The sequence below is a fragment of the Azonexus sp. R2A61 genome (assembly GCF_021401135.1).
GTDB lineage: Bacteria > Pseudomonadota > Gammaproteobacteria > Burkholderiales > Rhodocyclaceae > Azonexus.
This window is the reverse complement of sequence record NZ_JACBFO010000003.1, coordinates 636,918-652,563: the sequence shown is the minus strand read 5'-3', so window position 1 is coordinate 652,563 and position 15,646 is coordinate 636,918. Positions and strand designations below refer to the sequence as shown.

Genomic DNA, 15,646 nt, shown 5'->3' with positions numbered 1-15,646 from the left:
TTCACACCCGACGAGGCACCACGACATCATGCACGCTTCCCGTAAACTTCCGCTGCGGCCGGTCGCCCTGGCCCTACACCTGCTCTGCGCCGGCATCGCCGTTTCCGGCGGATTGCTGCCGTCGACCGCAGCAGCGCAAACCGCCACCCACCGTTTCGACATCCCGGCCGGCCCGCTGGCCGCGGCACTCAACCAGGCCGGCGAAACGGCCAAGGTGCTGCTCAGCTATGACCCGGCGCTGGTCGCCGGCCTGCACAGCGACGGCCTGCACGGCAGCTACCGCCTCGACGACGCACTGCACCGGCTGCTCGCCGCCAGCGGTCTGGTCGCCCAGCTGCGACCGGACGGCAGCTACCGCCTGTTCCGTCCGGCCGTCGGCGAAGCCACGCTGGCGCCGCTCACCGTGCGCGCCAGTGTCGAGCAGGAATCCGCCTGGGGGCCGGTCAATGGTTATCTCGCCAAACGCAGCGCCACGGGCAGCAAGACCGACACGCCGATCATCGAGACGCCGCAGTCGATCACCGTCGTCACCAAGGATTTCGCCGACGCCATCGGCGCCACCCGGCTGCGCGACGCGATGGGCTACACGCCGGGTGTGAACATCTCGCCTTACGGTGCCGACTCGCGCTACGACTGGATCTTCATCCGCGGTTTCGATGCTTCTTCGCCCGGTTACTATCTGGATGGACTGCAACTGCGCAATGCCGGAACCTGGGGGGTGTGGCGTACCGAGAATTACGCACTGGAACGCATCGAGATCCTGCGCGGCCCCTCCTCCGTGCTTTATGGTCAAAACATTCCGGGCGGCATGGTGAACGCCGTCAGCAAGCGGCCGTCGGAAGTCGCCTCGCGCGAAATCCAGGTTCAACTGGGCAGTTTCAACCGCCGGCAACTGGCCGGCGATTTCACCGGCGCGCTGGACGAGGACGGCAAGCTGCTCTACCGCCTCACCGGCGTGCTGCGCGACGCCGAACTGCCGGCAGGTGGCATGCCGGACGACCGCATTTTCGTCGCCCCGGCCCTGACCTGGAAGATTTCCGACCGGACCACGCTGGACCTGCACGCCCATTACCTCAAGGACCAGGCCGGCAGCTATACCACCGGCGCGCCTTATGCCGGCACCTTGCTGGACAATCCGAACGGTTCGATTTCATCCCGCCGTTTCCTGGGCGACGCCGACTTCAATCATTTCGACCACCGGCAGTGGATGCTGGGCTACCGCCTGGAACATCGCTTCGACGACACCTGGACCTTCCGCCAGGCGGCCCGCTACGGCAGGCTGGAAGCCGATTACGAAGCGATGACCGCTTCCCGCTTCGTCACCCTCAACGCCGGCAACCCGAGCGACCCGGTCAACTTCCGGCGAGCGCGGCGCAATGCCTTCGGCGCCTTTGAAACAGCACACACGATCAACCTGGATAACCAGCTCCAGGCCGATTTCACGACCAGCAGCCTGCGACATACGCTGCTCGCCGGCCTGGATTACCAGCGCAGCCGCTTCGATGTCAGCGCCTATTCCGGCAGCAGCGGCACCACCATCGATGTCTACGACGGTAGCGTCCTGGGCAGCTACAGCCGCCCGGCCACCTTCATCGATGCCAATACCCTGCTGACGCAGAGCGGCTTTTACCTGCAGGACCAGATCAAGTTCGGCGAACGCTGGGTCGCCACGCTGGGCGGTCGCTACGATACGGCCGAGGTGGAAACCGACGACCGCTTGAGCCATAGCCGCAGCGAGCAGCGCGACGGCAAGTTCAGCGGCCGGGCCGGGCTGGTCTATCTCTCGCCGAACGGCATCGCCCCCTACGCCAGCTACAGCGAATCCTTCTCGCCGAACACCACCATCGACCCGAGCTCCGGCAGCGCTTTCGCCCCGGAAACCGGCCGCCAGTACGAAGTCGGGGTCCGCTATCAGCCGGTCGGCAGGAACGACCGCTACAGCCTGGCCGCCTTCGACCTGAAACGGCAGAATATGGTGACCTACGACGGCACCACTGGCATACCGAGGCAATACGGCGAAATCCAGGTGCGCGGCCTGGAGCTGGAGGCTGCCTTCCAGCCGATCAAGCCGCTGAACGTCGTCGCCAGCTGGACATTCACACCGAAGGCGGACGTCACCCAAAGCGCCAACACCGACGAAGTCGGCAAGCAGGCCAACGAAGTCTCCCGCCACCAGGCCTCGCTGTGGGCCGACTATCGCTGGGCAGTCGGCCTGAAGGCCGGCATCGGCGCACGCTACGTCGGGACCAATCGCGGCACGGCGGAAGCCGCACCGATCAAGGTGCCGGCCTATACGCTGGTGGACGCCATGCTCGGTTACGCGTTCGAGCGCTGGCAACTGGCCCTCAACCTGCGCAACCTGACCGACAAGGCCTACCTGGCGCATTGCGGCTACGGCGTCTGCAATTACGGTGACCGACGCACCGTCAATTTCACGGCGACGTATCGCTGGTAATCCCCGGCAGGCCTCCATCGATCGGGAAAGGGACGGCACGAATGTCCGTCCGGAAAGCTTCCACCAGACAAAACGGCACCTGACGGTGCCGTTTTTTCATGAATTTCTGCGGTCGACCGCAGGAATCGGGGATTTTTCGTCAGCGCTTGAAGATGCCGAGCTTGCCCAGGATGAAGATCAGCAGCGAAGCGCCGGCAATGGCGATGACGAAGCCGAGAAAGCCGCCGCTGGCGGTGATCCCGGCCAGGCCGGCGATCCAGTAGCCGAGCGACGATCCGACGATGCCGACAAGGATGTTGGCGATGATGCCCATCTGGGCGTTGGTTTTCATGACGATGCTGGCCAGCCAGCCGACGATGCCGCCGACGATCAGCGAAATGATCCAGTCCATGACTCGACTCCTTCGTAGGGTTCCGGACATCGAACCATACCGCTAATTCGCCACGGAAAGCCAGCCCCGCGGGACAGGCGTATTACAACCGACTAAATAACAATTATTCCTATTTACTTGCAATGAACGCGGGCGTATATTGAAGTCAACCGAAAGACGCGACCTGCGCCCCTCCGCAGTCCCGCAACCGCCGGTTGTCTCATCACTCGTGTTTTTTGGCCCAGCCAGCCTTTGCCAGCCAGCCGTTTTTTCAACGGCGCCCGATCGCCGAGGATTCCATGACGACACGTATCGAACACGACACTTTCGGCCCGCTTCCGGTCCCCGCCGACCGGCTGTGGGGTGCCCAGACGCAGCGTTCGCTGCAGAACTTCGACATCTCCGGCGAACGCCAGCCGCCGGAAATCATCCGCGCGCTGGCCGAGGTCAAGCGTGCCAGCGCACTGACCAACGAAGCGCTCGGCCTGCAGGACGCCAACCGGACGGCGGCCATCGTCGCCGCCGCCGACGAGGTGATCCTCGGCAAGCACGACCGGGAATTTCCGCTGGTCGTCTGGCAGACCGGCTCGGGCACGCAGACCAACATGAACCTCAACGAGGTGATCGCCAACCGCGCCAGCGAGATTCTCGGCGGCCCGCGCGGCGAAGGCCGCCTGGTCCATCCCAACGACGACGTCAACCGCAGCCAGTCGAGCAACGACGTCTATCCGACGGCGATGCATGTCGCTGCCGTCGACGCCATCGTCCGCCGCCTGCTGCCGGCGCTGTCCCTGCTGCGCGCGACGCTGGCCGCCAAGGCCGGGGATTTCGCCGAAATCGTCAAGATCGGCCGCACCCACCTGCAGGATGCAACGCCGTTGACGCTCGGCCAGGAAATCTCCGGCTGGGTCGCCCAGCTCGATCACGCCGACCGCCACCTCCGCGCCACGTTGCCCCACCTGCACGAACTGGCGCTCGGCGGTACCGCCGTCGGCACCGGCCTGAACGCCCCGCGCGGCTACGCCGAACAGGTCGCCGGCGAACTCGCCCGCCACACCGGCCATCCCTTCATCAGCGCACCGAACAAGTTCGAGGCGCTGGCCAGCGTCGATGCCCTGGTGCACGCGCACGGCGCGCTCAAAGGCCTGGCCGCCAGCCTGATGAAGATCGCCAACGACGTCCGCTGGCTGGCCAGCGGCCCGCGTTGCGGGATCGGCGAGCTGAGCATCCCGGAGAACGAACCGGGCTCGTCGATCATGCCCGGCAAGGTCAACCCGACGCAGAGCGAGGCGCTGACCATGCTCGCCGCCCAGGTTTTCGGCAACGACGTGGCGATCAACTTCGGCGGCGCCTCGGGCAACTTCGAACTGAACGTCTTCCGGCCGATGGTCATCCACAATTTCCTGCAGAGCGTCCGCCTGCTGGCCGACGGCATGAAAAGCTTCAACAACCATTGCGCGGTCGGCATCGAGCCCAACCGCCAGCGCATCGGCGAACTGCTCGAACGCTCGCTGATGCTGGTCACCGCGCTCAATCCGCACATCGGTTACGACAAGGCCGCGCAGATCGCCAAGAAGGCGCACCAGGACGGCAGCAGCCTGCGCGAGGCAGCGCTGGCCCTCGGCCACCTGACGGCGGAGGAATTCGACCGCTGGGTCGTTCCGGCCAACATGACGGGCCGATGATGCTGAGCCGCCTGTTCTTCCTGCCCCGCCGTCACACTACCGAGGCTCCGCTGCCCGCCGGCGGTCCCGGCGGCAAACCGGAAGCTGCCGTGCTGCTGCGCCATCTGGCCGACGTCCAGCAACGCTGCAGCGACCTCGCCCAAGCCCAGGCGCGCCGCATCCAGCATCTGGAAGGCCTGGCCCGACACCTGCAACAGGAACTGCTGCAGCGCGATGCCGAATTGCGCGCCCTGCGCGAACGCCACGCTACCGGCGACGAACAACGGGCTGCCGACGAAGTGATCTGCCGCACCGGCTGCGTCAGCCACAATTATTACTGGCGCAGCGATGGGCACTGCCAGCGCAAGGACGACAGCTGCCACCATGCAGTGGCCGATGCCGCCGTCGAGGAAGACGTCCGATGAACCGCGAAGCCGCACTGTCGGCCGCCCAGCGGATCGCCCACGACAAGCTCGGGACGGTCGTCCGGCTGGCGCTTCATCCCAACGAGCCGCGCCACATCCAGGCCTACGTCGACTACGCCGAAGCGCTTGCCGACCGTAACGCCGACGCCTGGCGCATCCTCGAACGCACCTTGCTGACGCTGCTCGCCAGCGCCAACGACCCGCTGTTGCCCTTCGCCTGGCGGATCAGTTGCTGCGACCTGGCCTATCGCCCCTATCGCGCGCTGCACCGCATGCCCGCCTGGCTGCAGCGCCCGGACCGGCTGCGCCGGCTCGGCCATCGCCTGGCCACCGTCAAGCTTTTCGAGGCGAACCGCCACGCCTAGGGATTTCGGCCGATTCTTGCGGTCGACCGCGTCAAGCCACCGAAAAGACGCCGCATTTGCCCCGCTTCTTCGCCTCATACATGGCGTTGTCGGCCTGCCCAAGCAGTTCATCGGCCGAAAGCCGGTCGCCCTGACGATAGAAGGCGATGCCGATGCTCGCCTGGGCTTTGACGTCATGCGATTGAAGCACCATCGGCTTGCAAATCTCTGCCAGCATCTTTTCGGCGATCTGCCGCGCTTCGCCTTCTTCGTTCAGATTTTCCAGCACGACGACGAATTCGTCGCCGGCCAGGCGCACCACGTGATCGGTGCGCCGTGATACCTGCAACAAGCGATGCGCGACTTCCTTCAGCAACTCGTCACCGATTTCGTGGCCCAGCGTATCGTTGATCCGCTTGAATCCGTCGAGGTCGATGAACAACAGCGAGAACATCCGGTTGTAACGGTCGGCGCGGGCGATCGCCTTGGGCAGGATGGCGAACAGCATGCGCCGGTTGGGCAGGTCGGTCAGCGCATCGTGGTGCGCCTCGCGTTCGAGCAGCTTCTCGATCCGCTTCTGTTCCGAAATATCGGTGATGAAGCCGACGAACATGATCGCTTCCTCGAACACCACCTTGCCGACCGCCAGGCGGATCGGGAAAGTGCTGCCGTCCTTGCGCTGAGCGGTCGTCTCGCGGCCGATCCCGATCACCCGGGCAATCCCCGTATCCAGGTAATTGCGCAGGTAACCGTCGTGCTGCGTGCGCTGCTGCTCGGGCATCAACATCTTCACGTTGCGTCCGATCAGTTCCTCCTTGCGCCAGCCGAACAGGCGTTCGACCGACGGGTTGACCGTCGTGATGACGCCATCCTTTTCGATTGTGATGATCGCATCCACCGCCGTATCGAACATCGCCTTCTGGCGCAGTTCGCTCAACTGCAACTGGGCATAAAGCTGGCGATAGCGGGAGATCAGGTTGCCGGCCAGCACGAAACCGCCCAGAACCACGGTCACCACAGAGATGCCGATGACCAGCCCGAGGTCGTGGGTTTGCAGATAATCGCGTTGTTCCTCGCCAACGAAGCGAGCCGCACGCATCGCAACATAGTGCATCGAAGCGATCGCCAGCCCCATCGCCGTACCGCTCAGCACCGTGATGCCGCCCTTGCCCATCCAGCGTTGATGGCGCAGGCCGAAACGAATCCACAGCGCGAAATTCGCCATGAGCACGGCAACGATGATCGAAGTCGCGAACCACGCGGGGTCGTAGCGCAGTTCCACCCCCATTTTCATCGCACTCATGCCGGCGTAATGCATGGCACCGATGCCGGCACCGACCAGTACGCCGCCGATCATCAACTGGCGGGCGCTGATCCGGTCACGCGAGAGAATCTCGAGCGCGATCCAGGAGGCAAGGATGGCCGGCAGAACCGACAATACGGTGATCTGCGGATCGTAGCGAATGGGCGTGCACAAGCGGAAAGCCAGCATGCCGATGAAATGCATCGACCAGATGCCGGCCCCCAGCGCAACGGCGCCGCTACCGATCGCCACATGGCGAAAAAACGGTCGATGGCTGGCCTTGGCAATGCCGGCAATCTGCATCGACATGCATGAAATCAGGATGACGATCAGCACCGACAAAAGAACCAACCCCATGTGATGCTCGCCGATGAGCAGCTGGGTTTCGTTGTCGTTCAGCCAGAAAAATTTTTCAAGCATCCCATGCTCCTCTTGATTTCCCGGTTCGATGGATTTCCAGAGTTCCGACGTACAAGGCAATACTACATGAATAAAAAAACTCATTTTCATAAACCAATCCCATGTGCATCTGCCCGTATGGGAATTCCGGTTTGAAAATTTGACCTTGCAGCGCAAATCCAAAATAATGCGAACCATTCGCAATAACTGACGCAAGCCACGCCGCGTTCCCTTCGCGGCCAGCCAGCGGCGCTCATCCCGAGGAACTTCATGAGCAACGCGGCCGTGCCCGATTCCGTTTCCACACTCTATCAAGCACACCACGGCTGGCTGTTCGGCTGGCTACGGCGCAAAACCGGCTGCTCGCAGCAGGCGGCCGACCTGGCCCAGGACACCTTCCTGCGCCTGCTCCTGAAGCGCGAATGCGAAGCCTTCCGCGAACCGCGTGCCTACCTGCGCACCGTGGCACACGGGTTGATGGTCGACCAGATCCGCCGGCGCACACTCGAGCAGGCCTACCTTGAAGCCTTGGCCCTGCTGCCGGAACCGGTCGCCCCGTCGCCCGAAGAGCGCCTGCTGGTGATCGAGGCCTTGCTGCACATCGACCGCCTACTCGACGCGCTGCCGAAAAAAACCCGCACCGTCTTCCTGCTCTCGCAGCTCGAAGGCCTGAGCTACCCCGAGATCGCCGAGCAGCTCGGCATCGGCCTGCGCTCAGTCAAGCGCTACATGCACGACGGCTTCGCCCAATGCCTGCGAGTCCTGCTCACATGACCCCGATACCTTCGTCTGCCACGATTTCTCCGCTGACCATCGACCAGGCCGCCGACTGGCTGGTCCGCCTGCACGCCGGTGAACTCGATGCCGGCGGTCGCCGGGCCCTCGATGCCTGGCGCGCCTCGGCACCGGAACACGAAACCGCCTGGCGCGCCGCCGAATCGCTGGCCACCACCCTGGGCGCGATTCCCGCCGGCATCGGCATCAATACACTGGCCAACAGCCACCGCGCGCGCCGCCGCAAACTGGCCAAGGGCATCGCCCTGCTGTTGCTCGCGCCCTCCGCCGGCTGGCTCGGCTGGCGCCTGCGGCATGGCGGGCCGACGACCGATTACCGCACCGCCACCGGCGAACGGCGTGCCCTCCATTTGGCCGATGGCAGCCGGCTCCACCTCAACACGGCAAGCAGTGCCGATGTCCGTTTCGACGCGGGGCAGCGTCGCATCGTGCTGCACGGTGGCGAAATCCTCGTCGAAACGGCGCCGGATGCCGCCCGGCCGCCTCGCCCCTTTCTGGTCGACACCGGGCACGGCCAGATCCGCGCGCTGGGCACGCGTTTCATCGTCCGCCGCGACGGCGACGGGCGCAGCCATGTCGCGGTACTCGAACACGCCGTGGAAATCCGTCCGCACCGGAGCGATGCGCCGCGCCGGCTGGAAGCCGGACAAGCCGCCAGCTTCGACGAGCACGCCGTCGGACCGGCCAGTCCGCTGCCGGTCGGCATCGACGCTTGGCAGGACGGCAACCTGATCGCCGACCGGCAGCGGCTGGCCGATTTCCTCGCCGAACTCGCCCGCCACCGCCCCGGCCTCCTGCGCTGCGCGCCGGAAATCGCCGACCTGCGCATTTCCGGCGTCTTCCAGCTCGCCGACACCGACCGCATCCTCGCCATCCTGCAGGACAATCTGCCGATCGCCATCCGCCGCCATACCCGCTACTGGGTCAACGTACTCCCCCGCGACCCCGCTCTCTGACGGTTTCCCGACCGCCGGCGCGGCGCATCGGCCGGCCCGCGGAAGCGCGCTCCGGATCAAGCGCGGATCGACAAGACTGGCCCCTTTTTCCGCTTCGTTCGACAAGCCAGGGAAACCTTCAAAAACGGCTATCGAAAGGGGTACCCCATGCCATCCCAGACACGCAACCGAACCGTCTTCCGCCTTCGTCCACTGAGTCTGGCACTGTTCGGCCTGAGCTGTACCGCGTTGCTGCCAGCCGGTGCGGCGTCGGCCGCCGAGTTGCCGGCGAACGTCAGCGCCAAAGCCTACGCCCTGCCGGCCGGTCCGCTCAGCCAGGCGCTCTATGCCTTCGCCGCCCAAGCCGGCATCACGCTGAGCTTCGACCCGGCACTGACCGACGGGCTCAAGTCCGGCGGCCTCAACGGCAGCTACGGCGCCGAAGCCGGCCTGCAGAAACTGCTCGCCGGCAGCGGCCTGGAAGCCGTGCGCGGCGGCAACGGCGACTGGCGCCTGCGCAGGCTGCCGCCGGCCACCGGCGAAGCCACGCTGGCGCCGATGACGGTCACTGCGGCCGGCCTCGACGGCACGACGGAAAACACCCGCTCCTACACCACCGGCGCGATGAGCACCGCCACCAAGCTCACCCTGTCGCCGCGTGAAACGCCGCAGTCGGTCAGCGTACTGACCCGCCAGCAGATCGACGACCTGGGCATGATCACGCTCGACGACGCAGTACAGAACATCACCGGGCTGGTCATGCAGAAAGGCTATTACAGCGGGGAATCGGGCAGTTTCTCGGCACGCGGCTTCCCGATATCCAACCTGCTGATCGACGGTCTGCCCACCAGCACCGGCGCCAACGGCACCTTCAATGCCGACAACGACGCGCTGGACATCTACGATCGCGTCGAAGTCGTACGCGGCGCCACCGGCCTGACGACCGGCGCCGGCACCCCGTCGGCGGCGATCAACCTGGTGCGCAAGCGGCCGACGGCCGACAAGCAGGCCAGCGTCACGCTGAGCGCCGGCAGCTGGCGCAACTTTCGCAGCACCGTCGATGCGGGCGGAGCGCTCAACGCCGCCGGCACCCTGCGCGGCCGCACCGTGGCAACGGTGCAGGACAGCGAGCAGTTCTACGACACCGCCCACGACCGCAACCACCAGTTCTACGGCATCCTCGAAGCCGACCTGACGTCGGCCACGGTGGCGACGCTGGGCGTCCACTACCGCAAGGTGGATAACGACGGTTTCCTGCCCGGCCACCCAACCAACGCGGACGGCAGCTTCCTCGCCGGCCTGAGTCGCTCGGCCAACACCGCCAACGATTTCGACTACTGGCAACAGACTGACAAGAGCCTCTTCGCCGACCTCACCCACAAGTTCGCCAACGGCTGGCAGGCCAGGGCGGCAGCCCTGTGGAAACGGCCGGAACAGGACATGATGTTCTCCGGCCTCTACACGAACGGCGGCGTACTGCGCCAGAGCACCCAGCGCTACCGGCTCGACAACCGCCAGGACAGCTACGACCTGAGCGTCAACGGCCCCTTCACGCTGCTCGAGCGCAGCCATGAACTGATGTTCGGCGCCAGTTATCGCAAGTTCGACAACAAGAACTGGGGCGGCTGGTCCAGTTACGCCTGGACCCCGGCCGGCCCGGCGGTCGATCCCTATCATTGGGATTCGTCCAGCGTCGCCCGGCCCGACATCGACATGTCGCTGTGGAACTGGGCCTACACGGCGCGCCAGAAGGGCGTCTATGCGGCGACCCGCCTGAGCCTGGCCGATCCGCTGAAACTCATCCTCGGGACGCGGATCAACTGGTACGAGAACGAAAACCACAGCAACGCCACCCATTTCGAAGTCAACCGCGAAATCACCCCCTATGCCGGCCTGGTCTACGATCTGAACGACAGTCATTCGCTCTACGCCAGCTGGACCGAAATCTTCGAGCCGCAAAGCAACCGCGATCGCGACGGCAAGCTGCTCGACCCGATCACCGGTACCAATTACGAGCTCGGCATCAAGGGCGAGTACTTCGGCGGCCGTCTGAACGCCAGTCTGGCGACCTTCATCGTCCAGCAGCAGAACCGCGCCGTGGACGATCTGGCCGGCCCGAACCCCTGCCCTGGCAGTTCCTGGGGCTACTGCAAGCGAGCCGCCGGCGAAGTCGAAAGCAAGGGCATCGAGCTGGAAGTCAGCGGCGCGCTGACCCCGAACTGGCAGATCGCGAGCGGCTACACCTACGTCAATGCCAAGTACACCAAGGATGCCGACCCAAACAACATCGGCAAACAGTTCGACAGCGACCAGCCCCGCCACCAGTTCAAAATGACCACCAGCTATCGCCTGCCCGGCGAGCTTTCGCGCTGGCGCATCGGTGGCAACGTATACGCCCAAAACCGGATCAAATCGAGCGACGACCAGAACATCCAGCAAGCCGGTTACGCCATCGTCGGCCTGAACGGCAGCTACCGCTTCGACGAGCACACCGAGATTCGCCTCAACCTCAACAACCTGTTCGACAAGCACTACTACCAGGGCATCGGCTGGAGCACCGGCGGCAATGTGTTCGGCGCCCCGCGCAACGTCATGCTGACCGCCAGGTACACCTTCTGAGCCGCTTTGCGGACGCCTTCAAGGCACCGTTCTGCGGTGCCTTTTTTGTTTCAACCGGCGGTCGACCGCAGCAGGCGAAATCGCCTTGTCGGTTGCGGTCGACCGTGGAATTCCGGCGGTTTTCCCCAAATTGACGCTATCCGGCGAATTCGCGATAATGAGAACGTTTCGCAAATAAAGGCCAGCCATCCGCTTCGGACCAGCCAGCGCCGACCGCTCCGGAGACCTCCTTGAACACCGCCGCCGCACCGGATTTGCCGGGACTGACCATCGCCGCGCTGTACCGCGACCACCATGGCTGGCTCAGCGGTTGGCTGCGCCGGAAGCTCGGCAACCGCTTCGACGCCGCCGACCTGGCCCAGGACACATTCCTGCGCGTGCTCGCGGCGCGCAACGCGACAGCCATCGAAGAACCCAGAAAATACCTGGCCACCGTGGCCAACGGGCTGGTCGTCGACCGCTTCCGCCGCTTGAGCATCGAACAGGCCTGGCTCGACACGCTGGCCGCCCGGCCGGAACCGGTTGCCGTGTCGCCCGAAACGCGGGCGCTGATCCTCGAAACCCTGGTCGCCATCGACCGCATGCTCGACGAACTCGGGCCGCGCGCCCGCGAGATTTTCCTGCTCGCCCAGTTCGAAGGGCTGACCTATGCGGCGATCGGCGAACGGCTCGGCATCTCGCTCACCACCGTCAAGAAACACCTGGCCCGCGCGCTGACGCAGTGCCTGATCCTCGCCGAGGGCTGCTGAAGTGGCCGGCGAACTGCCGCGCAGCGCGCTGGAAGCCGCCGCCCACTGGTACGTCCAGTTGAACGACGCGGCGCTGCGCCCGGCCGAGCGCGCCGCCTGGGAGCGCTGGCTGGCCGCCGACGCGGCGCACCGCCAGGCCTGGGCGCGCATGCAAGCGCTGGAACGGCGGCTGAACAGCGTGCCCGGCGACATGGCCGTGCCGACGCTGACCGCCGCCCGCCAGCGCCGCCGGCGCACGGTCAAGCTGCTGACCCTGCTGCTCTCGGCCGGCAGTCTCGCCGCGCTGCTGCCGCAGCTCGAATCCGGCTGGCAGATCGCCCGCGCCGATCTGCGGACGGCGGCCGTCGAACGTCGTCGCATCCGGCTCGCCGACGGCGGTACGCTGGACATCAACAGCGCTTCTGCGGTCGACATCGATTACCGCCCGGATTTGCGCCGCTTGCATCTGTTGACCGGAGAAATCCTTGTCCAGACGGCCGCCGATCCGCGTCCTTTCGAGGTCCATACCGCGAACGGCGCGGTGCGGGCGCTCGGCACGCGCTTCAGCGTCCGGCGCGAAGACGGCGAAACGCGCGTCGCCGTGCTCGAACATGCCGTCGAACTCCGCCCCAGGGCGGGAACGGCGCGACGCCTGGAAGCCGGCCAGCAATCCCGCTTCGACGACCGCGAGGTGGCCGCACCGCAGGCGCTGGCCAGCGGCGAAGGCGCCTGGCGCGACGGCAAGCTGATCGCCAACGACCGCCGGCTCGACGACTTCCTCGCCGAACTGGCGCGCCATCGCCCCGGCTACCTGGCCTGCGCGCCGGAAGTTGCCGGGCTGCGGCTATCCGGCGTCTTCCGGCTGGCCGACACCGATGCGGTGCTCGACACCCTGGCGGCATCGCTGCCGATCCGCTGGCGTTACGCGACCCGCTACTGGGTGCGCGCCGAGGCTATTTAAGAATTATTTTCATCCAGGGGTTGCTCTTTTTCCGTTGAAAACGGCCAACCGGGTAGAGGCGCTTGCCGCGTCCTTCCACGGTCAACCAGGAAAAAGAGGAATTTTCGTCATGACTCAGCCCTTCCCTTCGCGTCCGCGCCGCATCGCCCTCACCTTGCGCGCCGCCATGCTCGGCCTGACGCTCGCCGGCCCGGCCCTGCTGCTGGCCAGCCCGCCGGCCTACGCGCAAAACGCCCCGCTGCGCAGCTACCAGATTCCGGCCGGGCCGCTCGGCAGCGCGCTCACCGCCTTCGCTGCCGCCGCCGACATCACCTTGTCGTTCGAAGCGGAACAGACACGCGGCCTGCGCACGCCGGGCCTGAACGGCGACTTCACGCCGGCCGCCGGCCTGGCCCGGCTGCTCGCCGGCAGCGGCCTGGAAGCCGTGCATCGCGGTCAGGGCAATTACGTGCTGCGGGCCAGCCAGACGAGCGGCAGCAGCAGCGGAGAAACCACGCTGGCAGCGATGCAGGTAACCGCCAACCAGTTGGGCGAAATCACCGAAGGCAGCGGTTCCTACACGCCCGGCACGATCGCCACCGCCACCCGGCTGGTGCTGACGCCGCGCGAGACGCCGCAAACCATCAGCGTCATCACCCGGCAGGAAATGGACGATTTCAACCTGACCTCGATCGACGCGGTGATGGCGCACACGCCGGGCATCAGCATCGTCACCCTGGACAGCGAGCGGACCGCCTACTACGCACGCGGCTTCCCGATCAACAACTTCCAGTACGACGGCATCCCGATGACCCGGAACGCCTCCTACTCGGCCGGCAACACGCTCAGCGACATGGCCATCTACGACCGCGTCGAGGTGCTCAAGGGCGCCACCGGCCTGCTCACCGGCAGCGGCGATCCGGGCGCGACGATCAACCTGATCCGCAAGAAGCCGACCAAAAACTTCCAGGGCGAAATCAGCCTGGGCGCCGGCACCAACGACAACTACCGCGGCCAGCTCGATCTCGGCGGCGCGCTGAACCCGGCCGGCAGCCTGCGCGGCCGCGCCGTCGCCGCCTACCAGGACCGTCATTCCCACCTCGACGGCTACGAACGCCAGACGGCGACCTTCTACGGCATCCTCGAGGCCGACCTCGGCCCGGCGACGCTGCTCACCGTCGGCGTCGACGCCCAGAACAACGACCCGAAACGCTCGACCTGGGGCGGCATCCCGATCTACGACGCCAACGGCAACTTCAACCAGATGCCGCGCTCGTTCAACAACGGCGCCGACTGGAGCAGCTGGAAACAATACACGCGCACCGCCTTCGCCACCCTCGAACACACGCTCGCCAACGACTGGGTGCTCAAGGCCCAGTTCAACCACCAGATCAACGGCTACGACGCGACACTCGGCTCGGCCGGTTCGGGCAATCCCGATCCGGCAACCGGCGGCGGCGTCACCACCTGGGAAGGCAAGTACGTCGGCAAGACCGTCGCCGACGCCATCGACCTCTATGCCAGCGGGCCGTTCGAACTGCTCGGCCGCAAGCACGAACTGGTGCTCGGCGCCAGTCACGCCAAGCGGGTGTGGACCAACCGCAGCTACTGGGCCGGCAGCAACAACATCGCCGATTACTACCACTGGAACGGCCAGTTGCCCGAGCCGGACTGGGACAACGCCGGCTGGCAGGGCAGCGACCGCGAGACCATTCGCGAAAGCGGCGCCTACACCGCCGCCCGTTTCAACCTGCGCGACGACCTCAAGCTGATCGCCGGCGGCCGTGTGCTGAACTACGAAAACGCGACGATGAAGAAATCGGGCGTCATCGTGCCCTACCTTGGCGCGGTCTACGACCTGAACGACCGATATTCGCTCTACGCCAGCTACACCAGCATCTACCAACCGCAGAGCGCGCAGGACGCGCAGGGCAAAACGCTCGACCCGCTCGAAGGCATCAACTACGAGACCGGGATCAAGGGCAGCTTCTTCAACGGCCGGCTGAACGCCAGCCTGGCCTACTTCCGCCTCGAACAGGACAACTACGCCGAAGCCAGCGGCGGGCTGACACCGAGCGGCGGCACCGCCTACCGGGCGATCGACGGCGTCCGCACCCGGGGTTTCGAGGCCGAAATCTCCGGTCAACTGACGCCGCAGTGGCAGATCCACGCCGGCTTCAACCACAAGATCGCCCGCCAGCAAGGCGAAAAAGTGGCCACCATGTCGCCGGAAAACCAGTTCACGCTCAGCTCCAGCGTCAAACCGGCCATCCTCCCCGGCCTCACGCTGGGCGGCGGCGCCCGCTGGCAGAGCAAGGCCTGGGCCGACGTCGGTCATCCGATCCAGGGCACCGTCAAGCACACCATGGCCAGCTACTGGCTGCTCGACGCGATGGCCAGCTACCAGATCGACAAGCACCTGTCGGTCAACCTCAAGGTCAGCAACCTGCTCGACAAGAAGTACTACACGCTGTTCGACTGGTACAGCACCTACACCTGGGGCGAACCGCGCAACGTCATGCTGACGATGAAATACCGCTTCTGAGCCCTGGCCCGCACCAACAACGGCGCCACGGCAACGGCGCCGTTTTTTGTCGATACCTGCGGTCGACCGCGGAATTGCCGGAAAATTGACGTCGCGGGACAAATCCACAACACTGCTCCGCGCT

The 15,646-nt window shown here is 65.6% G+C and carries 12 protein-coding genes; 10 read left to right on the top strand and 2 right to left on the bottom strand.

Features of this window, described 5'->3' with window-relative positions; all coding sequences use genetic code 11:
* Positions 1 to 28 precede the first annotated feature (28 nt).
* Positions 29 to 2,455 (top strand): TonB-dependent siderophore receptor, encoded by a 2,427-nt coding sequence (locus L0962_RS13010; protein ID WP_234086869.1) that lies wholly within the window; start codon positions 29 to 31, stop codon positions 2,453 to 2,455.
* 139 nt (positions 2,456 to 2,594) lie between these two features.
* Here L0962_RS13010 and L0962_RS13005 read toward each other — a convergent pair whose 3' ends face one another.
* Positions 2,595 to 2,846, bottom strand: coding sequence for a GlsB/YeaQ/YmgE family stress response membrane protein (locus L0962_RS13005; RefSeq protein ID WP_234086868.1), 252 nt, complete (start codon positions 2,844 to 2,846; stop codon positions 2,595 to 2,597).
* Between the two features lie 278 nt (positions 2,847 to 3,124).
* Between L0962_RS13005 and fumC the strand changes: the two genes are divergently transcribed.
* From fumC to L0962_RS12990, 3 genes are read left to right on the top strand one after another with little or no spacing between them, the layout of a single operon-like run.
* Positions 3,125 to 4,510 carry a class II fumarate hydratase gene (gene fumC, locus L0962_RS13000; protein WP_234086867.1) on the top strand — a complete coding sequence of 462 codons (1,386 nt, stop codon included), beginning with the start codon at positions 3,125 to 3,127 and terminating at the stop codon, positions 4,508 to 4,510.
* Positions 4,507 to 4,914: a DUF2325 domain-containing protein gene (locus L0962_RS12995; RefSeq protein ID WP_234086866.1), complete on the top strand. Its 408-nt coding sequence runs from the start codon at positions 4,507 to 4,509 to the stop codon at positions 4,912 to 4,914. Before fumC ends, L0962_RS12995 begins: the two co-directional genes overlap by 4 nt.
* Positions 4,911 to 5,279 (top strand): hypothetical protein, encoded by a 369-nt coding sequence (locus tag L0962_RS12990; RefSeq protein ID WP_234086865.1) that lies wholly within the window; start codon positions 4,911 to 4,913, stop codon positions 5,277 to 5,279. Before L0962_RS12995 ends, L0962_RS12990 begins: the two co-directional genes overlap by 4 nt.
* A gap of 31 nt (positions 5,280 to 5,310) precedes the next feature.
* Here the strand turns inward: L0962_RS12990 and L0962_RS12985 are convergent, their stop codons facing one another.
* Positions 5,311 to 6,981, bottom strand: coding sequence for a diguanylate cyclase (locus L0962_RS12985; RefSeq protein WP_234086864.1), 1,671 nt, complete (start codon positions 6,979 to 6,981; stop codon positions 5,311 to 5,313).
* Positions 6,982 to 7,230: 249 nt separating this feature from the next.
* On the opposite strand from L0962_RS12985, the gene L0962_RS12980 reads away from it, so the two are divergent.
* The 6 genes from L0962_RS12980 to L0962_RS12955 all read left to right on the top strand — a co-directional run bounded on the left by L0962_RS12980 (position 7,231) and on the right by L0962_RS12955 (position 15,522).
* Positions 7,231 to 7,734, top strand: coding sequence for a sigma-70 family RNA polymerase sigma factor (locus L0962_RS12980; RefSeq protein ID WP_234086863.1), 504 nt, complete (start codon positions 7,231 to 7,233; stop codon positions 7,732 to 7,734).
* The gene (locus tag L0962_RS12975; RefSeq protein WP_234086862.1) at positions 7,731 to 8,711 is read left to right on the top strand and encodes a FecR domain-containing protein; all 981 of its coding nucleotides are present in this window, start codon (positions 7,731 to 7,733) and stop codon (positions 8,709 to 8,711) included. The genes L0962_RS12980 and L0962_RS12975 overlap by 4 nt, the downstream gene beginning before the upstream one ends.
* Positions 8,712 to 8,858: 147 nt before the next feature.
* Entirely contained in the window at positions 8,859 to 11,309 is a 2,451-nt protein-coding gene (locus L0962_RS12970) for a TonB-dependent receptor (RefSeq protein WP_234086861.1), read from the top strand.
* A 230-nt stretch (positions 11,310 to 11,539) separates the two neighbouring features.
* Positions 11,540 to 12,058 carry a sigma-70 family RNA polymerase sigma factor gene (locus L0962_RS12965; protein WP_234086860.1) on the top strand — a complete coding sequence of 173 codons (519 nt, stop codon included), beginning with the start codon at positions 11,540 to 11,542 and terminating at the stop codon, positions 12,056 to 12,058.
* Position 12,059: 1 nt separating this feature from the next.
* Entirely contained in the window at positions 12,060 to 12,998 is a 939-nt protein-coding gene (locus L0962_RS12960) for a FecR domain-containing protein (protein WP_234086859.1), read from the top strand.
* Between the two features lie 109 nt (positions 12,999 to 13,107).
* Positions 13,108 to 15,522 (top strand): TonB-dependent receptor, encoded by a 2,415-nt coding sequence (locus tag L0962_RS12955; protein WP_234086858.1) that lies wholly within the window; start codon positions 13,108 to 13,110, stop codon positions 15,520 to 15,522.
* Positions 15,523 to 15,646 lie beyond the last annotated feature (124 nt).